Origin of the sequence: Corynebacterium tuberculostearicum, assembly GCF_013408445.1 — a bacterium.
GTDB lineage: Bacteria > Actinomycetota > Actinomycetes > Mycobacteriales > Mycobacteriaceae > Corynebacterium > Corynebacterium tuberculostearicum.
On sequence record NZ_JACBZL010000001.1, the window covers coordinates 850527 to 871301 of the forward strand.

17 protein-coding genes are annotated in these 20775 nt (G+C 58.8%); 1 reads left to right on the forward strand and 16 read right to left on the reverse strand.

The window, feature by feature from the left end; all coding sequences use genetic code 11:
• Positions 1 to 31: 31 nt before the first annotated feature.
• The 15 genes from BJ985_RS04035 to BJ985_RS04105 all read right to left on the reverse strand — a co-directional run bounded on the left by BJ985_RS04035 (position 32) and on the right by BJ985_RS04105 (position 18949).
• Entirely contained in the window at positions 32 to 2155 is a 2124-nt protein-coding gene (locus tag BJ985_RS04035; RefSeq protein ID WP_179386664.1) for a [protein-PII] uridylyltransferase, read from the reverse strand.
• Between the two features lie 6 nt (positions 2156 to 2161).
• Positions 2162 to 2500, reverse strand: a complete 339-nt coding sequence (locus BJ985_RS04040) for a P-II family nitrogen regulator (RefSeq protein ID WP_179386665.1) — start codon at positions 2498 to 2500, stop codon at positions 2162 to 2164.
• A 230-nt stretch (positions 2501 to 2730) separates the two neighbouring features.
• Positions 2731 to 3099, reverse strand: a complete 369-nt coding sequence (locus tag BJ985_RS04045) for a Na+/H+ antiporter subunit G (protein WP_179386666.1) — start codon at positions 3097 to 3099, stop codon at positions 2731 to 2733.
• A 3-nt stretch (positions 3100 to 3102) separates the two neighbouring features.
• Positions 3103 to 3393, reverse strand: coding sequence for a cation:proton antiporter (locus BJ985_RS04050; RefSeq protein ID WP_005325267.1), 291 nt, complete (start codon positions 3391 to 3393; stop codon positions 3103 to 3105).
• Positions 3390 to 3923 (reverse strand): monovalent cation/H+ antiporter subunit E, encoded by a 534-nt coding sequence (locus BJ985_RS04055; RefSeq protein WP_005325271.1) that lies wholly within the window; start codon positions 3921 to 3923, stop codon positions 3390 to 3392. The genes BJ985_RS04050 and BJ985_RS04055 overlap by 4 nt, the downstream gene beginning before the upstream one ends.
• Positions 3924 to 5465 carry a monovalent cation/H+ antiporter subunit D family protein gene (locus BJ985_RS04060; protein ID WP_179386667.1) on the reverse strand — a complete coding sequence of 514 codons (1542 nt, stop codon included), beginning with the start codon at positions 5463 to 5465 and terminating at the stop codon, positions 3924 to 3926.
• Positions 5465 to 5941, reverse strand: coding sequence for a sodium:proton antiporter (locus BJ985_RS04065; RefSeq protein WP_179386668.1), 477 nt, complete (start codon positions 5939 to 5941; stop codon positions 5465 to 5467). The genes BJ985_RS04060 and BJ985_RS04065 overlap by 1 nt, the downstream gene beginning before the upstream one ends.
• Positions 5941 to 8919, reverse strand: a complete 2979-nt coding sequence (locus BJ985_RS04070) for a DUF4040 family protein (protein WP_179386669.1) — start codon at positions 8917 to 8919, stop codon at positions 5941 to 5943. Before BJ985_RS04070 ends, BJ985_RS04065 begins: the two co-directional genes overlap by 1 nt.
• 371 nt (positions 8920 to 9290) lie before the next feature.
• The gene (ftsY, locus tag BJ985_RS04075; RefSeq protein ID WP_179386670.1) at positions 9291 to 11273 is read right to left on the reverse strand and encodes a signal recognition particle-docking protein FtsY; all 1983 of its coding nucleotides are present in this window, start codon (positions 11271 to 11273) and stop codon (positions 9291 to 9293) included.
• A 91-nt stretch (positions 11274 to 11364) separates the two neighbouring features.
• A complete protein-coding gene (gene smc, locus BJ985_RS04080; protein ID WP_179386671.1) occupies positions 11365 to 14886 on the reverse strand; it encodes a chromosome segregation protein SMC in 3522 nt (1173 codons plus the stop codon).
• Between the two features lie 78 nt (positions 14887 to 14964).
• Positions 14965 to 15249: an acylphosphatase gene (locus BJ985_RS04085; protein ID WP_034668477.1), complete on the reverse strand. Its 285-nt coding sequence runs from the start codon at positions 15247 to 15249 to the stop codon at positions 14965 to 14967.
• Positions 15250 to 15265: 16 nt separating this feature from the next.
• Complete coding sequence (locus BJ985_RS04090) at positions 15266 to 16765, reverse strand: alanine/glycine:cation symporter family protein (RefSeq protein ID WP_179386672.1); 1500 nt, start codon at positions 16763 to 16765, stop codon at positions 15266 to 15268.
• A gap of 53 nt (positions 16766 to 16818) precedes the next feature.
• Complete coding sequence (gene mutM / locus BJ985_RS04095; RefSeq protein WP_005325283.1) at positions 16819 to 17634, reverse strand: bifunctional DNA-formamidopyrimidine glycosylase/DNA-(apurinic or apyrimidinic site) lyase; 816 nt, start codon at positions 17632 to 17634, stop codon at positions 16819 to 16821.
• 2 nt (positions 17635 to 17636) lie between these two features.
• Entirely contained in the window at positions 17637 to 18407 is a 771-nt protein-coding gene (gene rnc / locus BJ985_RS04100; protein WP_005325284.1) for a ribonuclease III, read from the reverse strand.
• The gene (locus BJ985_RS04105; RefSeq protein WP_179386673.1) at positions 18404 to 18949 is read right to left on the reverse strand and encodes a YceD family protein; all 546 of its coding nucleotides are present in this window, start codon (positions 18947 to 18949) and stop codon (positions 18404 to 18406) included. The genes rnc and BJ985_RS04105 overlap by 4 nt, the downstream gene beginning before the upstream one ends.
• 150 nt (positions 18950 to 19099) lie before the next feature.
• Here BJ985_RS04105 and BJ985_RS04110 point away from each other — a divergent pair, with 150 nt between their 5' ends.
• The gene (locus BJ985_RS04110) at positions 19100 to 19747 is read left to right on the forward strand and encodes a hypothetical protein (RefSeq protein ID WP_179386674.1); all 648 of its coding nucleotides are present in this window, start codon (positions 19100 to 19102) and stop codon (positions 19745 to 19747) included.
• A gap of 191 nt (positions 19748 to 19938) precedes the next feature.
• Here the strand turns inward: BJ985_RS04110 and BJ985_RS04115 are convergent, their stop codons facing one another.
• Positions 19939 to 20697: a DivIVA domain-containing protein gene (locus BJ985_RS04115; RefSeq protein ID WP_179386675.1), complete on the reverse strand. Its 759-nt coding sequence runs from the start codon at positions 20695 to 20697 to the stop codon at positions 19939 to 19941.
• Positions 20698 to 20775: the final 78 nt, after the last annotated feature.

The window sequence follows — 20775 nt, forward strand, 5'->3', positions numbered from 1 at the left end:
TTAGATCGATCTAAAGTTCAACTATTCAATCTTAGTCCCTAGCCAGGGCCCTGGTCACATTCCCCACCACGGTAGCGCGAGAAACCTGCCCGGCAAGGTACACATTGACGATCATCGTCGCGCCCATAATCTCATGGCGCAGCCATACAAAGTCCGGCAATGCCTCTACCAAGTGCCCTAAAGCGCCGATGCGCTCGACCGTCCGGATGACCAAAATGCCGCCTACATCGAATGCCGCGGTGGTCACCTCCCCTGCTATGGCCGGCAGCTCCGTATAAGTTCGTGAGTTATAGGACTGAATAAACCTTATCTCCTGCGCTGCCTCCTTTAGGGTCTGTTGCACCGTGCGGATAAAGAACTCCGCCTTATAGGCACCGTCCTCCTCGCGAACGATATTCGCCCGCACGATGGTCCACCCCAGCGCCGATAGCAAAGCGAAGATGCGCTTTAGCTCCCCTTGAGAGGTACCGCACCACGACACGCTGACTTCTTGGTCTTCCCAATCCACTTTGAGCGCAACGCCTTCGCTAGATAGCGGTACATGCATAGCAGGGCGGCTGAGAACACGTGGTTTGAGCGCCTCTAGTGCCCGCGCAACGATCAGCTTCTGTGCTTGTTCCACTCGCAGTGTCCACACGCCCGGCCCGGTCGATTGGGCATCAGCCTCAGCCAAAACCGCTAACAGGGATATAGTCAGCTGGTCATAATGTGCGGCAGCCAAGAGGGCGTCGCGAGCGTCATCGGAAGCCGGGTCCATCGTCGCCGCTAACCGCGCCAAGGTGGTATGTTCTGCCACCAGGGTTTGGGCGCGCGACCTATCGGCAACACTCAACCGCATACGGGCTGCCTGGCGGGTAATCATCTCCGCACCCACTTGGGCATGAGGTCGCCCGTAGCCCTTGCCTATGTCATGGTAAAGCGCGGCCAGCAGCAATAAATCCGGACGAGCCACCGACGTACGCACCTGCGCGCACCGCGTTACCGTTGCGATGAGATGATGGTCCACTGCATGGACGTGGCTGCGCTCGCGCGGCAACAAGCCGCGCACATGCCCCCATTCTGGGACTAAGCGCTCCCACAGGCCATAGCGGTCCAAATCCTGTATGACGCGCGGCGTGCATCGCGGGGAGGACAAAATAGCGAAGAAATCATCCACCGCTGCCCGCGGCCAGCGTGGCGGCAGCTCGGGCAGTTCTTGGAGCTGGTGCCACGTGGTCTCGGCGATGATATATCCCGTGCGTGCCGCGGCAGCCGCCACGCGGGTGAGCAGCCACGGGTCCTCTACATTTGGATTGCGGGAAAGGAAAATGTTGCCGCCCTCGGACACCACGTCCACATCGAGCGGGCGGCGCCGACCCCGGCCGGCCACTGAAGCATTGCGACCTAGCACCCCACGGGCGGTAGCAAGGCCGCGCTCCACCGCCTTATTAATCGTGGCCGCAGCGCTGACCAAAGCCGCTGTCAAGGCATAACGGCTTTCAAACCCCAGGTCCGCAGCTACATCCGCGGCGAACTCGGGATCCAAGATATCCCGGTGGCGCCGGGCTGTGACGTGCAGGAGCGTGCGGGCGTCGAGAAGCAGCCGCTGCTCAACGTCCAAATCTGGAAAGTCGCACAAGTTGCCTAAAGCCATCGCGCGCAAGAGCTGAATATCGCGCAATCCCCCGCGCCCATTTTTCAAGTCCGGGTTCGTCATCGCTGCCACAGCGCCCGAACGCTTCCACCGGGTAATCGCGGTATCCAAGAAATCATCAAAGCCGCGCTGCAGCTGGCGCCGCCACGCCGCGAGCAATTGCGCCCGCGCCTCATCCACCAGAACCTTGCGCCCTGCTACAAAGGCCAGATCCAATTGGGCAAAGCCGGCAGAGGCATCTTCTGCGGCAATCGCCCCGCACTCTTGTGGGGTGCGCAGGGCATAATCCAGGCGGTACTTGGCATCCCACACGGGGTACCACAGCTGCTCCACCAAAGCCGGGTCTGGCCCGTGACCTTCCGGATAGATGAGGATGACATCAATATCCGAGTGCGGAGTCATCTCATTGCGCGCAAAGGATCCGGTGGCAGCGAGCGCTGTTCCCGGTGGAAGCTCAAGACTGCGCAATACACGAAGCGCCGAGGCATGGGCCTCGGCGCGAATCTGTGCGGCGGTATGCATGCGGGCTTAGAGCGCCGCCTCGCCGCGCTCACCGGTGCGCACACGAATGGCATCTTCAACCGGGGTTACCCACAGCTTGCCATCGCCGATCTTGCCCGTGTAGGCAGCATCCACAATGGCATCAATGATGTCTTCGACGTGGTCATCGGCCACAACAATCTCCAGCTTCACCTTGGGCACAAAGTCGGTGGCGTACTCTGCTCCGCGGTATACCTCGCTGTGTCCACGCTGCTGCCCAAAGCCCTGGCTTTCAGTAACAGTGAGGCCGCGTACTTCCTGCTGCTCCAGAGCCTGACGGATTTCCGGCAGGGTGAAGGGCTTAACGATGGCCGTGATGAGTTTCATTGTTACTCCTTGCTAACTCTTCGGGGCGGGTCTAGAGGCACCGAATAATGTGCACCCATTCTAGCCCGAGCACGGCAACTGCTGTGCAACTTTTTCCACATTGCGTATTCAGAGCGTTGGTGGGTTCAGAAGACCCCCTGTGCAACCAGAAAAGCGGCGAGCTGTTCTGTCTTCCCCGCAGCCACGCGCAGGAGCAGAACAAGCTCGCCGCCAGAAGGCGCTGGAGCTGACTAGATATCGTCTTCCTCTGCTTGCACGGTCTGAATTTCCTTATTGTTGTGCTTGGCGTGTTTGACATCGGTGACAGTTACGCCATAGATGGAACGGCCCAGATAAAAGGAACCTACCGAGCCGATGATCCATACACCGAAGCAGGCGATCAGTGCCTGGATGAGCAGCCACAGCGAAAAGCCATCGCGGCCAAAATCTACGACCAGCTTGGCCACGATAATCAGCGGTACCGCAAGTCCCACAGTGGGGCCCAGCAGGTTGGCCCGGGTCAAGGCATCGGGCGCTCGCCACAGAGACACCACCGTAGCGACCACCAAGAGCGTAGCGATGATAAGCAGAACCGAGGCGATAATTTCAGAAATGGCCATGGTTTATCGCCTGCCCTTCGAAATGATGCGGGCCATCGATAGCGTCGGTAGCACACCGGCGGCAATGGCTCCAAGGAGTGCAATGTAATACGCCATCGGGGCGTTATTGGTCATCGACCACGCCAAATACATGCAGATCATGCCGTAGAAAACGATATCCGAGGTAATGGCGCGGGTGAGCTCATCGCGCGTGCGAAGCGCCAGCAGCACGCCGCACCACGTGGCGACGCCCATGATGAATACGCATACAAATACGACCCAGCCGAACGGGGACAATGTGGCAAAGTCAATCATCGCTCGGTCTCCTTTCTGCGTTGTACGTTGCGGGCGCGGCGCTTTGGCTTTTCGACGTCCGCTTCGCTTTCTGAAAGCGGAGTGTCCTCCGCCCGTGCCAAGTCAGGCGAGCGCATATAACGACCGACGGACTCGAGCGGATACTCGTAGAAAGCCTCATCCAATTCTGTAGTCTCCCCTTGACCCGGGACGCCGTAATCGATGTCCTTAACCCGCGGGGCGAGGCGCTGTTCCATATCAGCAAGATCAGCGACGATTCCCGCCGGGTCAGATCCTTGGACTGCCTGTACTAGCACGATGCGGGGCAGCCCCTTGCGGGGCGGTTCGCGCAAACCGAGTGAGAGCGTGCCCGGGGTTGCGGTAATGGAAGACGTAAACCAGAAGATCTCCCAGGCGCTAGTCACGCGCAGTGGGTAACGAATGATAACTGGGTTATATTCGTTATCCGGTTTGAAGGCCGCCAGTGCCAAGCTAATGCCGGCGACGAAAATCTCCTTGATGAGCCACAATGCATACACAATTGCGTTCATTTAACGGCCCTCCTGGATTTCATCGATAGTGGGAACGGCAATCGGCTCGTCGCCCAAGACGGTTTCAGTATATGCGTTAGTGTCCAAAAGCTGCTCCGCTGCAGCATCCACGACATCGAGGACGATGCCGGAGAAGATGAACATGCACAGCGAACCAAGGATGAGAGCGGCGGATGGGGCCATGAGCTTTTTGCGGATGACCAGTTCATCCGGAACCTTGTCTTCCGGCAGTCCCTTGCCCCAAAAGACCTTGCGCCACACGCGCAGCATAGCCAAGAAGGCAGCGAAGGAAGCGATGATGATGGCCGCGATAGCAATCCAGGCCCAAGCACCGCCCACGCGGGCAACCTCGAAGACGATCATCAGCTTGCCCCACATTCCCGAGAACGGTGGGAAGCCCACGACGGAGAATGCACCGGCAGCGAAAATCCACGCGATGATGGGGTCGCGGCGAGCAAGGCCGGAAAGCTTGCTGAGCAAGCCAGTGCCGTAGGTCTCCTCAATGGCACCAGAGGCCAAAATCAGCGAACCAACGGTCAGCATGTGGTGAATCGTGTACATGATGCCGGCTGCCAGTGCGCGACGTGGGTCATCAGAGGTAAACGCAAGCATGACCAAAATGAAGGGCATGCCGTTGAGCATCTGGTAGCCGAGGACGCGGCGGATGGAATTTTCCGCTAGGCCGCCGAAGGCGCCGATCATCATGGAGATAATCATGATGACGATGATCAACACATTCCAGCGCTGTTCCAGATCGAATAGCTGCACGTAGAGCCGGTAGAGCATGTAGACGGCCACTTTGGTGTGCAAGCCGGAAAACAGGCCCATCACCGCGGCCGAGGTCCCTGGGTAGGTGCGTGGCAGCCACGACTGCACGGGGAACACGCCGGCCTTGGCAGTAATCGCAATGAGGATCAAGCCTGCTGCCACGGTCACCGGCCCATTGCCTGCCGCTGCGCCCTTCAGCGCGCCCAGGTTGACCGCACCGGTAACCGAATACATATAACCCACGCCAACAACCAACAAGGTGGAGGCGAAAAGGTTAACCAAGACGAAGGCACGGCCGGCTGCCAAGCGCGACCACGTACCAGACATGGTGATAAGGCCATAGGACGGCAGAAGCATGACCTCAATAAAGACGAAGAAGTTAAAGAGGTCGGCGGTGAGCAATGCACCGCACACACCAGTGATCAAGATCAGGGTGAGCGAAGGATAGTAGCGAGACTTAGTCTCTCCGCCCACAATGGCAAACCAGTTGGCACCAAACGCGACGATCATCGTAGTAATGATCATCAACGCGGAGAAGGCATCCGCCGCAAACGGAATACCCACATTGCCTTGGTAGAGGCCAACGGTATGGGCTACTACCCCATTGTTCATGGTGTAGATGAGCAGACCCAAGCCGGCGAAAATTCCAACGCCCGGGATGATAAGCATGATGGAATCGCGTACCGCACGCCACGGTGCCAGCAGTGCGAAGGCCGCTGCAATCAGCGGGACCGCTGGAAATAGCGGAAGGAGTTGAGCTACAGCATCAGCCATTATTTGTCATCCTCCTTCTGTTCAATTGCCCCGCGTTCTGCAACGGGAGTGTTGTGGTCAACCTGACCAATTCGGTCAAGCTGATTGGTGGATTCCTCCAAAATTTGGCGATTTTGGGCGTCGCGTCCCAAGGTCGAAAAGGCATGGTCGATGGTGTTGTCATCAACTGGTTCCACCACATCGGTGTCGTCGTTCTTGCCCATGGCCGCCATCGTCAACAAGATGGTCGAGGTTGCCATGGAAATAACAACGGCGGTCAGCACGAAGGCCTGCGGCAGCGGGTCGGCCATCTGATCGTGCGGAACCTGGGATGGGAAGGACTCTCCGCGGTAGGAATACACGCCCGTAGCCAGCAGCATCAGGTTGGCACCGTGACCAAAGGCCATCATGCCCAGCACGATGCGTACCAAGCCGCGCTGCTGAATGAGATAGACAGCACTGCCGATGAGCAAAGCAATAGTCAATGCAAGGATCATTACTTCTCCCCTCCCCGGTTAGCCGCGGAGCGCTTATTCTTCCTCTTCGTCTTTGCTTCCGAAGGCGTCAGCAAGGCCAACGGATCGGTCGAAGGGTTGATCGGGTCTGGGTACGGATCGTCGACGTCTTCAAGCGAAATGCGTGGAGTCGTCGGCAGCGCGGAACCATCATCATGAACCCATGGCAAGAAGTCACGCTCCGTGCCTGGGCGCAGGTAGCCGCCCAACGCGTTAATCGCCATGGTCAACATACCCAGCACCGCTAGGTAGATGCCCAAGTCGAAGATGAGCGAGGTGGTCCAGTGTTGGCCAAAGGCTTCGGCATGGATTGCAGCCAAGAAGCCACCATTGCCAATGCCGTGGTGCAAGTAGCCTACAAAGCCGGCGATCAAGGCGGTGATGATGCCGATACCGGTCAGGTGAATCGGAGTCATGCGGCCGAAAACAATTTCATCGGAGCCACGGGACAGATAGATAAGCCCGATTGCTGCACCCATGATCAGCGCCGCGGGGAAGCCGCCGCCGGAGGCATTGTGCCCGCGGAAGAAAACGATGACGGACATAATGACCAACAGCGGGATAACAACGTGCACGCCCTTGCGCAATGGCACGGAGTTCAGCTGGGACTGGCCAAACGGCGCTGGGCGTGTACCCGACTTGAATGGGAACCGCGGCAACGTCGTAGTGATTGCTGCAATAACCACCGCAGCCATGCCCAGTACGGAAAGCTCGCCCAAGGTATCGAGTGCACGGAACTCCACGATGATAGTAGCGACAACGTTGTCGCCGCCGGTGATGTCCGGAGCATTGTCCAGGTACCACATGGCCAAATCGGAGCGCTCGTGTCGGCCCATGAGTCCCCACACGCCTAGGAACGCAGCCACACCGGCCAAGACCGCAATGACGATGGAGCCGGTCTTGCGGGATTTGTTCTTCACCGGCTGGAAAGTTTCTGGCAGGTAGCGCAGCACCATCATCATGACGATGACGGACAGGGCCTCCACCATAAACTGCGTCAGCGCCACGTCAGGTGCGCCAAGCAGGAACATCTGCAGGGTCACGCCCGTGCCGGCAATGCCAATCATGATGGCACCGGTCAAGCGGTTCTGGGTGCGCACCAGCCCAAACATCGCTAGGGCGATGATGCCCAGTGGCAGCAGGTCCCATGGGTTATCCAGGCCAGCCACCCGTGGCTGCAGTGCTACCCCGTCGACGCCATCGCGAATGAGGGTGGTAGCTGCCAGCACGATAATCAAAATGACAATCGGCACCATATGGCGGGATGGATTATGCGAATCGGACATCTTGCCCAGGACGCGCCCCAACTGGGAGCAACCCTTCATCAGTGAATACAGCAAATCATTGCCGCTGCGCGGCATGAACTCGTGAGCTTCAAAGCTTGCCCACATCTTCTTGCGGGCAAAGATACCGGCAATACCGACGATGAGGACCACTAGCGAGATAAGGAAAGGAACGTTGAGCCCGTGCCAGAGGGCAAGGTGCGAATGATGCTCCAATCCCACGGCAGCCACTGCATCATCAATCGGGGCATTAAAGAGCCCAAGCACAAATACCAGCGGCAGGGACATAAAGCCCGGCAAAGCGGCGGGCAGCCAGAGCGACACGGGGGCTTCATGGACATGTCCCATATCGCGAGGACCGTCAAAGAAGGCGCCGAAGACAATCTTTGCGGAGTAAGTAAAGGTGAAAAAGGCACCGATACCAGCAACGATGAGCAGGATTACCTGGCCCGCGCCGCCAATCGGGGCGTCCTCAAACGCCGTGAGCATTCCCTCTTTGGACACAAAGCCCAGAAGCGGTGGCACCGCAGCCATCGAGGCCGCACCAATTACTACGGAGCCAAATGTCCACGGCATCTTATTCCACAGTGGTCCTAGGCGGCGAATATCGCGCGACCCAGCCTCGTGGTCGATGACGCCAATGAGCATAAACAACGAGGACTTAAACAGCGCGTGCGCCAGAGTGTGGACCAACGCTGCAGCGATAGCGAACGGGGTACCCACGCCAATGGTGGCAACAATCCAGCCCAGATGGGAGACGGTGGAATAGGCCGTAAGCTTTTTCAGATCCGTCTTCTGCACTGCAAATACCGCGGACATCACCGCGGTGCCCATGCCTACGACGATGAGCAACCAATTCCACACCGCCACATCGTGGAAGATGGTGGAAAAACGAATAAGCAGGTACACACCGGCCTTGACCACCGCTGCTGCGTGAAGGAAGGCCGATACCGGGGTGGCGGCGGCCATAGCCTCTGGCAACCAGAAATGGAATGGGAACTGTGCCGCCTTAGTAAAGGCGGACGCCGCAATCAACACGGCTACGGCTGCCGTTATCCCTGGGCGTTCCGTCCATACAGGGGACGCCAAGATATCAGAAATGGTAGTCGATCCGGTCACCGTCGCGGCGATACCCAAGCCGGTCAGCAGGGTCAATCCACCAATAAAAGTCAGGATCAGTGTGCGCTGCGAACCAGCCTCGCCGCCTGAACCGGAGCGAGCAATCAACATAAACGAAGCCAAGGAGACTAGCTCCCAGGCAAGGAACAAAACCACCACGTCGTTGGCCAGAACCAGCAACAAGATGGACAGCGTGAACGCTGTCATCAAGGTATAAAAGCTGGTGTTGCCCTCATTCTTGGGCAAATAGGCCGCCGAATACGTGAAAACGACGGCGCCAATGACCAGCGCCAACATAGCGAAGAAGATGCTCAACGCGTCCCCGCGGAGAGCAAAACTTACGTCGACGCCTGGTGCGATGAAATCACGCACCCAAGTGGCGTGGAAACTTAATTCCTCCCCGGCTGCAATGGCAGGAAATTCCTTGGCGATGAGGACCGCTGCAATAAGAAAAAGGCCAGCTAGTGGATAGCCTGCCTTTCGGTCAATAACCTTTACGGTTACCGGTGCCAAGATCACTGCCAGCGCCGCGAGGAGGACTGCATAAAGTAGCGTCACGAAATACTTGCCTCACGAACCTTGGTCTAGGTTTAATGCGAATTTCGCATTAAATACAGCCCTTTCAGGCTACCATTCCCGCCAAGGTCAAACCACATTGCAGCATTCCCCTACGCTACGTAAAAGGCAAGCACAACCGTCACAATTACGCTCGCAGGCAGAGAATTCACAGGCGCTCAGCAGGACTTATTCCCGCGCCAATTGCATAGGACTTTTTGCATAGTCTGCGAACCGACAGCGAGATGAGAGCGAAAAGAATTCGCGAGATTGTTGCACGCTATCACTCGCCCATGAAAACAAAGGACTCCCCCAGCACACCGTGGCGCACGTACGTGACACCTGATATGCAGGGGGAGTTGCAAGGTTGGCTGCTACTTCTCACCCAACAAAGCGTCGACGAAGCCTTCGACTTCGAATGGCGCGAGATCATCGGCACCTTCGCCCAAGCCCACAAGCTTGACTGGAACACCCAATTCTTCTTGTACCTGGAAGACGATTCCGCCCTTAGCGGTGCCGTCCAGCTTGGTGAGAACCACACCGGTGATATCTACTACCTCGCGGAAGATTCGTGCCTGCGTAAGGCCATTCTGCCCCACCGTGGCATCCAATACCAGCAGGACCTCGTCCACATCGGTCTTCTTTTCTACCACGCGCTTGACCTTGCCTAGCTGGTCCATCAAGTCCGTGGAGGTATGGAGGCGGCCTGCGGTGTCGACCAAAACCACATCTACTTGCTGTTCCACGCCGGTTGCTACCGCATCGAAGGCTACCGATGCTGGGTCAGCGCCTTCCTTGCCGCGCACGGTATCGGCGCCAACTCGACGGCCCCACGTCTCAAGCTGATCAGCGGCCGCAGCTCGGAAAGTATCGGCCGCGCCCAAAAGGACCTTATGGCCCATGGCTACTAGCACGCGAGCAAGCTTGCCGGTGGTTGTGGTCTTGCCGGTGCCATTGACACCGACGACCATTACGATTGCTGGCTTGCCCTCATTCGGCATGGCCTTAATGGAGCGATCCATCTCTGGGTGGCCTGCTTCAATCAGGCATTCGCGCAGCATGGCACGGGCTTCATCCTCGCTGGAAACTCCGCGCTCTGCAATCTTCTCGCGCAGGGAGTCAGTCACCTTCATCGTGGACTTGGTGCCCAAATCCGCCATGATGAGCGTGTCTTCGACTTCTTCCCAAGCTTCTTCATCCAAATCGCCTGCGGACAAAATTCCCATGAGCCCTTGGCCGATGGCATTTTGCGAGCGCGAAAGGCGCCCGCGCAAACGGCCAAGACGCCCACCGGCGGGGGCGATATCATCCTGCGGAGCTGGTGCTGGGGCAGGTTCGCCTGTTGGAACTTCGGTCTGTTCCTTGGCGGCTTCGGCTGCACCGGTTTGTGCCTCGGCAGCAGCTGCGGCTTCTTCGGCTTCCTCGCGGTCGTCCACCCGCTCCTCGATGTCTTCCGCATCATTGTCTTCAACAACCTCGTCGAAGACTGGGGACTCCTCTTCTACCTCGGCATTTTCCACGGGGACAACGTCTTCCGGCTCCTTTGCCTTTTCGGCAGCTGCCGGCTCTTCCGGCTTGGGTGCAGCTTCTGGCTGTCCAGCTGCTTCCGGGGCACGGTCCGCGTGCGATTCTTCGCTTTCCGACGCCCCAGCTGCCGCACCCGCTACGCCTGCCGCGCCAGCAGTCGTCGCCGCGGCCGCAGCGCCAGTTCCCTTAGACTGTGGTTTGTCTGTCTTATCAGCGGAAGATTCTGCCGCTTGCTTCTTCTCCTCCGCTGGCGCTTGGGCCTGGGCCTGCTTAGTAGGCTCTGCCGGCTTGTCGGTCTTCGCCGGCTTCCCCTGTTGAGGTGCCGGCTTGGTTTCTGGTTCCTCTGCCACCGACTTGTCTGCCATAGGCTTGTCGGCCACGGGCTTGTTTGCCGCGGCATCAGTCGTGGGCTGAGCAGACTGTGGCTTATCAGCCTGCGGCTTAGCCTGTGCCTGCGACTTTTCCTTAGACTGTGAGGTCTTGCCGCTGAGCTGCTCGTTGGCGATGGCGGTAGCATTCGGCTCTGCCTTAGCGGCCTGCTGCGACTGAGCGTGTTTTTCTGGGGCAGGCTTGTTCGCGCCGGGTTTGTCCGCCTGAACCGGGGCTTTCTGCGCTTCCTTAGCGCCGCCAGCAGGAGCGAATTTAAAGCCGGACTTGGCTTGATAGTTGCCGGACTTTTGCTCCTGGGTCAGCTGCTTCGGTTCTTCCTCAGCAGGCTTATCAAAGGACACCTTCTTGGCGTCGCCGCGCTTTTTGCCGATTACTACGAAAAGAATAATCAGCACGATGACGACGATCGCAATGCCGATCCATAACCATAAAGAATTCATGCCTCTATAGTGCCAGTCTTCTCAGCTCGCGGCACGTCAAACCCCCTCCTATAGCGGGAAGGGGTCCTGCGGGAAGTGGACGAGCCCCAGGTTACTTCCCCGCCTCGTCACCCCGGGGAGCATCTACACCCAAGCGAGTGGCATCCTCGCTGGCTTGCTCCGTTCCAGGGGCGCTGCCTGCGGGATTCATGCGCTGCGAAATCACGCGAGTAACACCATCGCCGCGCATGGTTACGCCATAGAGGACGTTGGCGACATCCATCGTCGGCTTTTGGTGCGTAATCACGATTAGCTGCGAGTCTTTACGCAGCTCCTCAAAGAGGGCAATGAGGCGGCGCAGGTTGACGTCATCAAGCGCTGCCTCAACCTCGTCCATGACATAGAACGGGCTGGGGCGGGCGCGGAAGATGGCTACCAGCATCGCAAGCGCAGTAAGTGACTTCTCGCCACCAGATAGCAAGGACAGGCGCTTGACTTTCTTGCCCGGTGGGCGCGCTTCCACCTCGATGCCGGTGGTGAGCATGTCCTCCGGCTCGGTGAGGATAAGGCGCCCCTCTCCACCGGGGAAAAGGGTCTGGAAAACCTTTGGAAACTCCGCTTCGACGTCGTGCCACGCATCGGTAAAAAGCTGCAAAATCTGCGCGTCTACATCCTCGATAACGCCCGCCAGATCCTTGCGGGCCTGGATGACATCCTCCAACTGAGTAGAAAGGAAGGAATAGCGCTCTTCCAAAGCCTTGTATTCTTCCAGCGCGAGCGGATTGACCTTGCCTAGTGAATTGAGGTCCTTTTCTGCTTGCTTCAAGCGCGCATTTTCCGCCCCGCGGTCGAAATCTTCGCCTGGAGTGTAGTCCTGCAAGAGATCCGAAATCGCAATGCCCAGCTGTTCCACAATCTTGGCCTCTGCTTCGTCTACACGCACCTGCGCCTGGGAGCGAGCAATTTCGGAGTCATGGGCGCGGTTGCTCAGCCGGTCCAGCTGCTGCCGCGCGGCCGATACGTGTTGCTTGACCTGCTGCAGCTGTGAGTTTAGGGAGGTGCGCTGCGCAAAGTAGTCATCGCGCTCAGAGGTCGCGCGCTCAAGCAGCTGCGCGGCGCGGGCGGCCAGATCGCGGGAATGCTTGGCTACCGCACCGGCCAATTCTCCCTGGGCTTTGCGCCGCGCCATGGCTTGCTCATGGCGGGCCTTGGCTTGGCGTTCATGCTGCGCTTGGCGACGCAATGCCTCCCCCTTCCCCGCTACCTGACCCACGTGGTCTTGGGCCGAGCGGGCTGCCACCTGCGCCTCCATTTCCATGGACTTGACCTGCTCTAGTGCTGCAGAGGCCTCGTCGCGCTCTGCCGAAGAAGGCTCGTCGGGTTGCTCGTCCGCATCGACGCGGGCGAGCCTATCGCGGGCGTCGGCAAGCTGCGTGCGGGCCTCGGTCAGCTTGACCTCGATCTCGGTCGCGCGCGCCGCGGCCTTCTCGTGCTCGTTCTTATTGGCCTCGTACTGCTTGAGCAGACGCTGGTGATCGCGCTTCCACGCATCAACTTCGGTATCGTGCTCGCGCAAGGCAGCCTTCGCCGAGGCTGCAGTCACGCGGGCATCCTCCGCCGCGATCTTCGCGCCCTCGAGCGTGCCGGATAGTTCTTCCAGCTCCTGCGTGGCGGATTCCAGCTGCTCCTCTGCCTCCGCGATGCGGGCGGAAACCTCGACCGTGGATGAGGCACCAGTGCCCACTTCTACCCAACCTTCACCCAGCACCACGCCGGATTCGGTGACGGCACGCAGGCGCGGATCCTCTGCCACCAGCTTTTTCGCCTCCGCGACATCGGAGACGAGCACGACATCCGCAAGGAGGCGGTGCAGCGCAGCGGATACCTCGGGGACCACCGCAATATGGTCGAGCAACCACGAGGTGCCTGCGGGCAAAGTCGCATCCACGCGCCAGGAAGAGGAGGGGGCGGCCACGGAGACGTCGATAAGCGCGGAGCGCGTGCCCTTTTCCAAGTCTGCAATCAGCTGGGCAGAAATCTCGCCGGCCTGGGCCTCTGCAAAAGCACCCAACGCGGCAGCTACCGCGGTCTCGTACTTGGTGGTAATGAACTCCGCCAACGGTTGGAAATGCTCGCCTACCTCAATCTTTTCCGGCGCAGTCTGAGCCAAGGTATCGATGCGGGAACGCAGGGTATAGACAGCGCGCTCACGCTCGCGCTGCTCGTCGCGAAGCTGCTCCAAACGCTTATCGGCCGCACCCGATTCACTGGCCGCCCGCACATGGGCTTCCTCAAGCGGCTCACGCTCGCCGGCCAAAGACTGCAGCTTATCCGCCACCTCATCGGCTTCCGCCTGGGCGGCTTGGGTGCGCTGCTTGGTAGAAGTCAGGGTCTCCTCTTGGCGCGCCAGCTCCTCTTCGGCCGAAGTAACCTGGCCTGCCGCCTTTTCCTCTGCGGCAATGAGGCGGACGACGCCCTCGCGCCTATCCGCAATGGCACGCAGCTGCGCCATGTGTTCGCGCTCCGCGGCCTCGAATGCCTCACGGCGCTCTGCTACCTCTTCGCGGATAGCCTCCAGGCGTTCCGCAGCCTCCTCCGCTGCGGCGAGAAGCTCTGCATGTTCTTCGTCCGCGCGGGCAGCCCGTGCCTCTAGGTCATCCGGATCCTGGCCAGAATAGGCCACCTGTGCGCCGGCATTGGCCGCTCGTTCCTCCGCGATGCGCTGGGTCGCGGAAATGCGCTCGGATAGCGTGGACAGGTCGAACCACAGTTTTTGAGCCGCCTCCGCCTGGGGGTTTACCTCCTCTAGCTGGGCTTCCACTTCTAGCTGCGAACCTGTTGCTTCTTCCAGCTGCGCGGTAACTTCTTCTACCTGCTCGGCTAAGACCTCTGCCGCGCGCTCGGCCTCCTGAAACTTGCTGCGCAGGCGCACCACCCTATCTCCTGCCAGCCGCAGGCGGGCGTCGCGCAGATCAGCCTGCACAGTGGCGGCGCGCTGCGCGGCCTCAGCCTGGCGGGCCAAAGGCTTGAGCTGCTTTCCCAACTCATCAGTAAGGTCCTGCAAGCGATCCAAATTGGCCTGCATGCCGGTGAGCTTGCGCTGCGCTTTTTCCTTGCGGCGGCGGTGCTTGAGTACACCCGCGGCTTCTTCGATATACGAGCGCCGATCCTCAGGCCGCGATTCTAGGATCTCAGAAAGCTTGCCTTGGCCAACGATGATGTGCATCTCGCGGCCAATACCGGAATCAGATAGCAGCTCCTGAATATCCATCAGGCGCGCTTTGGAGCCATTGATTTCGTATTCGCTGGCGCCATCGCGGAACATGCGGCGGGTGACCGACACTTCCGAGTATTCGATTGGCAGCGCACCGTCCGCATTATCGATAGTGAGGGTGACCTCGGCGCGCCCCAAAGCCTTGCGGTCGCCGGCGCCGGCGAAGATGACGTCCTGCATCTTTCCGCCGCGCAGCGTCTTGGCGCTTCCCTCACCCATTACCCAGGCCAGGGCGTCCACCACATTGGACTTGCCGGAGCCATTCGGTCCGACGACGGCGCAAATTCCTGGCTCGAATTTCAGAGACGTCGCCGACGCGAATGATTTGAAGCCTTTCAGCGTCAGCGATTTCAGGTGCATTTGGGTAAGTTTAGCAAGCCTTGAACGCAGCTGCCCAGCCGAGCCTAGAGGCTCGCTTCGGCGGGCTTGTGCTGCGAGTTAACGTTCGATGAAGCCAGATTCGCCCTTAGGGGAAGCCCATTGTTCGACAACCAGATCCACCGTTCCCGGGCGGCGGGTCGTACTCGGCTGCTCATTGAGGAGGCCCAGCAAGTCCTCGCATTTCTCCCGCGGGCCTTCCGCTACCACCTGCACCCGGCCATCTCTCAGATTGGTGGCATGCCCGCTCAAACCGAGCTCCAAGGCCCGGGAGCGCGTCCACCAACGAAAGCCCACTCCTTGGACGTGCCCATGGACAAAAGCGGTCATTCTCTCCAGTGCCATGCGGCCTCCCAAACTTCTAATAGCGGTCGTGGTGTCCCTTATCGCGCAACACGCGGCGATCCTCCTCGCTGCGGCGAGTGACAGGATCCGATCCGTCCCAGCACTCTACGCCCTTCAGCTCCGGCATCATATCGCGGTGGAATACCGGGTCAATGCCGTGGCTGCGCTGCTTGTTGTAATTCTTGAGCAACTTAATCGCCACACCGGAGAGTGGCACGATGACGATAATATTGAGAATCACCATGGTTGCCGCACCGGTATCGGCCAAGGCAAAGACCAGCGGCAGAGAGCCCACTGCGCCGAACCAGACAAAGAAAAGCACAACGAGGCGGAAAATTACCAGCGCAGGCTTGCTCTGGGTGAGGTACTCCAGGTTAGATTCCGCCAAGTAATAATTGCCCAGGATGGAGGAGAAAGCCAGGAAGAAAAGAATGAAGCTGACGAAGTGGATGCCCCACTCGCCCACCTCAGAAGACAAAGCCGCCTGGGTCAAGGAGACGCCTTCTGCTTCGGCGCCGTAGGCAATCTCCGGCCCCAGCAAGATGATGAAGGCGGTGATGGTACACACCACCAAGGTGTCGAAGTACACGCCAAGGGTTTGCACCAGGCCCTGCTTGACCGGGTGCGAGACTGCCGCGGTAGCCGCTGCATTCGGAGCAGAGCCCTCACCAGCTTCGTTGGAAAACAGTCCACGCTGAATACCCTTCATCATGGCCGCACCGAGACCGGCGCCAGCGATTTCCTTAATACCCAGAGCGTGGCCGACAATATCGCCAACCATTCCCGGCACCTTGTCAAAGTTCGTGATGACTACAAAACCGCCGACAAGCAGGTAGGCCACCGCCATAAAAGGCACGATGATCTGGGTGATATTGGCAATGCGGTTAACACCGCCAAAGATGATGAGGCCTGCAACCACGGCGATAACAACACCGATGATGGCACGGAACATGGTGTCATCGCGGTCAAAAGAGAAGGACACCGCATCCGCGATGGCGTTGGTCTGGAAGGCGTTGTAGACCAAACCAAAGGTAAAAGCGATAGCGATGGAGAAAAGAACGCCAAGCGGGCCCCAGCCCAAACCGCGCTTCATGTAGTACGCAGGGCCACCACGGTAACCATCACCATCGCGTACCTTCCACAGCTGCGCCAGGGTGGATTCGATGAATGCAGTTGCACCACCAAGGATGGCGATGAGCCACATCCAAAAGACAGCACCTGGGCCGCCCACGGAAATGGCCACGGCCACTCCGGCCACGTTACCGGTGCCGACGCGGGAAGCGGCCGAAATAGTGAAGGCCTTAAAAGCAGAGATACCCCCATAGTCCTCGTCCTCATCGCGACCTTCCCCCTTGGGTCGCTCGACGACGGCCCGGAACATGTCCGGCACCATGCGCACCTGCACCAAAGCGGTACGGATGCCGAAGAATAGGCCCGCAGCGATGAGCAGCCAGGGCAGAATCCACGACCAGACGCCGTCATTAAATGTCGTTACGACATTTTCAAGAAAATCCATGCAGAATAATTTACTGCCTTGAGGTTCACAACGTGAACCCCATGCGCCATAACTTATTGACAATGGGGGCAGAAATGGGTGGAACGTCCTGAAATTACGCAGCGCTCCAAGGGCGTTCCGCAGCGCTGACAGGGCTGGCCAGCCCGCCCATACGCGGCCAGGGACCGCGAGAAGTATCCCGATTCACCATTCACGTTGACGTACAAGGAATCGAAGCTCGTGCCACCCACTTTTAGGGCGGCGGCCATGACCTCTTGGGCCGCTTCAAGCAGAGCTACGGCATCCTTTTGCCGCAACGTCGATGCCCTTTTGCGGGGCGGAATCTGTGCCGCCCACAGGGATTCATCGGCATAGATATTGCCGATTCCAGAAGCCAAGGTTTGATCCAATAGTGCAGTCTTTACTGCAGTCTTCTTGGCCCGCAAGCGCCGTGCGGTTGCCACAATGTCGAAGTCTGGTTCCAACGGGTCAATGCCAATGTGCGAGATCTTCGCCCACGGTGCATAGAGCCAATAGCCAAAGGTGCGCTGGTCTACAAAGCTAAGCTCTACCCCACCGCTTAGCTGAGCGCTAATGCGCAGATGCGGCGAATCGGTCGTGCCGATTCGAACTTGGCCCGACATGCCCAAGTGGATGAAGAGGACGTCGCGGTGGGGATCCATGGAATCTTCGCCCACAAATTCCAGCCACATGAACTTTCCCCGCCGAGCCACAGCGGCGACCTCTTTACCGATAAGAAGACCGGAGAGTGGCTCATCTTGGCCACGGTTGGCACGCGGGTGCAGGACTTGCACAGACTCAAAAGTCCGCCCCACCACGTGGGGCTCAAGACCCCGGCGGACGGACTCGACTTCCGGCAGTTCCGGCATGCTTAGCCTTCTTTATGCGCAGTGCCCTGCACCAAGAGAGGAGTCTCACGCAAAGTCTGGCACGCCTCTTGAGCTGCTTGCTGCTCGGCCAGCTTCTTATTGTGTCCCACTCCATTGCCCACGGTCAGACCAGCGACGGTAGCTACCGCGTTAAAGGTCTGGTCATGTTCTGGGCCGGTGGAGGTAGCCGAGTAGACCGGCATCGGTGCCTTAAGCTCGGCACACAGCTCCTGCAAAGTGGTCTTCCAATCCAGATGGCGGCCACTCACGGTCGCATTGTCGATCTTTTCTGCAAATAGGCGCAGGATGACATCTCGCGCAGTTTCGAATCCATGCTCGCGGTAGATGGCGCCAAAGATCGCCTCGGTGGTATCGGCAAGGATGGAATCCTTATCGCGGCCACCAGTGGACTGCTCTCCCTTGCCCAGCAAAATGTGTGGGCCGAGGTTTATCTCACGAGCGATATCCGATAGTCCGTAGCGCGAGACGATCGAGGCACGCATCTTGGAAATATCCGATTCCGGACGAGAGGGATAAGTGATGTAGAGCTGGGAGGCCACCGACAGGCCCAGCACCGCATCGCCCAGAAACTCCAAGCGCTCGTTATTAGGCAAATGCCCATTCTCATTGGCAAAAGAGCGGTGAGTAAGCGCTAGGCGCAGGTGTTCTGGCTGCAAGTCCACGCCGAGCGATTCCAACAGTGGGCTGTGGTCTACTGCAGCAAATTCGGCTGCCAGTGCCTCTTCCCCGGTTAGCTTCTTTTTGCGGCTCATAGGAACTTCTCCAAACCAGCCCAGCGGGGATCGACCTTGTCTTCCTCTTCTTCGCCAGAGATACCGGTGGTCACCCCTTCAGGCGTGTCAATCTCACAGCGGTCCTCACACACCGGCGCGAAGGGAAGGTTGAGGCCTGCCTCATCGATCACGGCCTGCAATAGATCCAGCTCATCGTCTTCGATCTCCGGAATCTCATCTCCGGAGCCTTCATCATCGGCTGCAGGATCATCGCCGGAGACGAAGGATTCATCGGCAGCAAAGACCTGCGTGACATGCAAGTCCAGCTCTGGGTGCAGTTCCTTCAAGCACCGGGAGCATTCCCCTGTCAGCCGTCCAGATACGTTGGCATCCACCAAGACACCTGCACCTAGAGGGGTCAAGGTGGCGTCTACGGTGAGCTCCTCACCCTTCGGAATAGCGATCATCTCGACGCCGATCCTCTCAGGTGCGGGGCCGGTCTGGGTGCGTTGCTCCGGCGGTGCGTCAGCGCCTTGGGCGTTCAACAATTCGCCCACATCGAACTTCAATGGTGATGTCATAACACTAGGTAGTCTACCTTGCCCCGCAAACTCCGCCTAGCGGCCCGCACAGGCAAACTTTCTGTCAAGAGTCTGTCGTTTAAAGTAAAAGGGCCTATGCCTTTCCGGCTTAGCCTTTTCCCAAGCCAAAGCCATCTTTAGTGTGGAGGCATGACTTACCACTTGGCGCTAGCCTCCACGGATCCACGCAGCATCGCACTCGGATTCGCCGTGTTTAGCTGCCTTCCTGCCGCGGTATTAACCATTGCCGGCACGCTCGTGCACGCGACTCCACGGCCGGACCGTTCAGGTATCTATGGTGCTAGTGGGATTCGCCTCTTTACTGCACTCATCTGCAGCATCATTGCTGGTTTGATAGCTGGCACCATCCTGGTATTGCCCACTGGCATGGACCTTTCGGTGCTTACCGGCGCACTCATCTTTTCCCTAAGCGCAGGCGCCATTACCTGGTTTTCTCGGGAGACCATTCCCACGGCGCTTATTTCTGTAGGCACCATGCTGGTTGCCACAGGTGCGCTAGTGAGTATGTGCGCCGCGTGCTTTCCGCAGAACTTTAGTGATAGTTCTTTGACGTCACTGTCTTCCTATTTCTTTACCGCACTCGTTGCATTCCTTTTCCCTGGATTAGTAACCACAATCATTGCAGCATGTATGGCCGTCCAATCCGCCGCGCCTGCGCATCTCACCTCGAGGAAGGAAGGAAGCGCCACGTCCGCACACACGCCGTTAACAGCTGCTCCCCATGCACCGAATCCGGCAGTGTCCACCACACAGCCTCGCTCCCGCGCAACCTCCTGAACTGCTCATGCTGGTAGGGAAACATAAAGGCCCTGGTGGGTGGGAAGACGGCGTACGACAAACCGTCTGCCCACCCACCAGAGCCTTTAGCCGTGCCTGGTATAAGGGACTAAACCACCCCTCACCCCTCAAGCCCCAGAGCCCAGTTCCATCCGGGAAATGAAGCTTAAGGGCAGGAAGAATTTAAAAGTTTAGCGCTCGTTATAGCGACGCTCGTAGTTCTCACTTTCTGCGTAGCGGGAGCCGCCCGCAACACCGCCGGCACGACTCGAGGGCTGGTAGTCGCCGCCGCGGGAACGGACCCCGGCACCGCCGCGCAGTGCAGAGCGGTCGGAGCTTACGGTGCGCAGCAGCCCATTGAGGGTGGTTTCAAATTCGCTTAGCTTGCCGTCTACAAACTCATCGCATTCACTGCGCAGACGGTTGGACTCAGTGTGGGCGGACTCCACGATGCGGTGTGCTTCCTCATCAGCGCGGCGCACAACTTCCGATTCCGAAACCATGCGCTCTTGCTCGGCGCGGCCTTCTGCAACGGAACGTTCATATTCATCATTGGCCTGAGCGATGGTGCGGTCTGCTTCCGCGCGGGCCTGTTCCACCATGGACTGAGCGCGAGCTTCAGCATCAGCCACTAGCTTGGCGGCATGCTGTTCTGCGTGGGAGACCGTGGCATCCGCCTCTTCGCGAGCATGGCCCACGATGTCATCGGCCTGCGCATTAGCGTCGTTGATCGTCTGATCCGCGCGCTCTTCGGCGCCGTGCAGGATTTCATCCTGCTTATCCAAGACATCCTGCGCGTCATCAATCTCAACGGGCAGGGCGTTTCGGAGGTCGTCGAGAAGCGCGAGCATTTCATGGCGCGGAACCATGCAATTAGAGGTCATGGGGAGGCTGTGGGCCTCTTCCAAGTGCTGGACTAGTTCATCTAGGGACTCAAAGACACGGTACATGCTGCGAATTTTACATGCCCTCACGTGCCAGACGTGGAGGCCACGCACCGAGTGTGTACTGAGGATTTACCCTCCAGT

Bases quoted from the DNA above. Each gene is read 5' to 3' on its own strand.
- mutM (WP_005325283.1), bottom strand. From the start codon at position 17,634: ATGCCGGAACTGCCGGAAGTCGAGTCCGTCCGCCGGGGTCTTGAGCCC.
- BJ985_RS04035 (WP_179386664.1), bottom strand. From the start codon at position 2,155: ATGCATACCGCCGCACAGATTCGCGCCGAGGCCCATGCCTCGGCGCTT.
- ftsY (WP_179386670.1), bottom strand. From the start codon at position 11,273: ATGAATTCTTTATGGTTATGGATCGGCATTGCGATCGTCGTCATCGTG.
- rnc (WP_005325284.1), bottom strand. From the start codon at position 18,407: ATGAGCCGCAAAAAGAAGCTAACCGGGGAAGAGGCACTGGCAGCCGAA.
- BJ985_RS04085 (WP_034668477.1), bottom strand. From the start codon at position 15,249: ATGGCACTGGAGAGAATGACCGCTTTTGTCCATGGGCACGTCCAAGGA.
- BJ985_RS04105 (WP_179386673.1), bottom strand. From the start codon at position 18,949: ATGACATCACCATTGAAGTTCGATGTGGGCGAATTGTTGAACGCCCAA.
- BJ985_RS04110 (WP_179386674.1), top strand. From the start codon at position 19,100: ATGACTTACCACTTGGCGCTAGCCTCCACGGATCCACGCAGCATCGCA.
- BJ985_RS04060 (WP_179386667.1), bottom strand. From the start codon at position 5,465: ATGGCTGATGCTGTAGCTCAACTCCTTCCGCTATTTCCAGCGGTCCCG.
- BJ985_RS04050 (WP_005325267.1), bottom strand. From the start codon at position 3,393: ATGATTGACTTTGCCACATTGTCCCCGTTCGGCTGGGTCGTATTTGTA.
- BJ985_RS04055 (WP_005325271.1), bottom strand. From the start codon at position 3,923: ATGAACGCAATTGTGTATGCATTGTGGCTCATCAAGGAGATTTTCGTC.
- smc (WP_179386671.1), bottom strand. From the start codon at position 14,886: ATGCACCTGAAATCGCTGACGCTGAAAGGCTTCAAATCATTCGCGTCG.
- BJ985_RS04065 (WP_179386668.1), bottom strand. From the start codon at position 5,941: ATGATCCTTGCATTGACTATTGCTTTGCTCATCGGCAGTGCTGTCTAT.
- BJ985_RS04040 (WP_179386665.1), bottom strand. From the start codon at position 2,500: ATGAAACTCATCACGGCCATCGTTAAGCCCTTCACCCTGCCGGAAATC.
- BJ985_RS04090 (WP_179386672.1), bottom strand. From the start codon at position 16,765: ATGGATTTTCTTGAAAATGTCGTAACGACATTTAATGACGGCGTCTGG.
- BJ985_RS04115 (WP_179386675.1), bottom strand. From the start codon at position 20,697: ATGTACCGTGTCTTTGAGTCCCTAGATGAACTAGTCCAGCACTTGGAA.
- BJ985_RS04045 (WP_179386666.1), bottom strand. From the start codon at position 3,099: ATGGCCATTTCTGAAATTATCGCCTCGGTTCTGCTTATCATCGCTACG.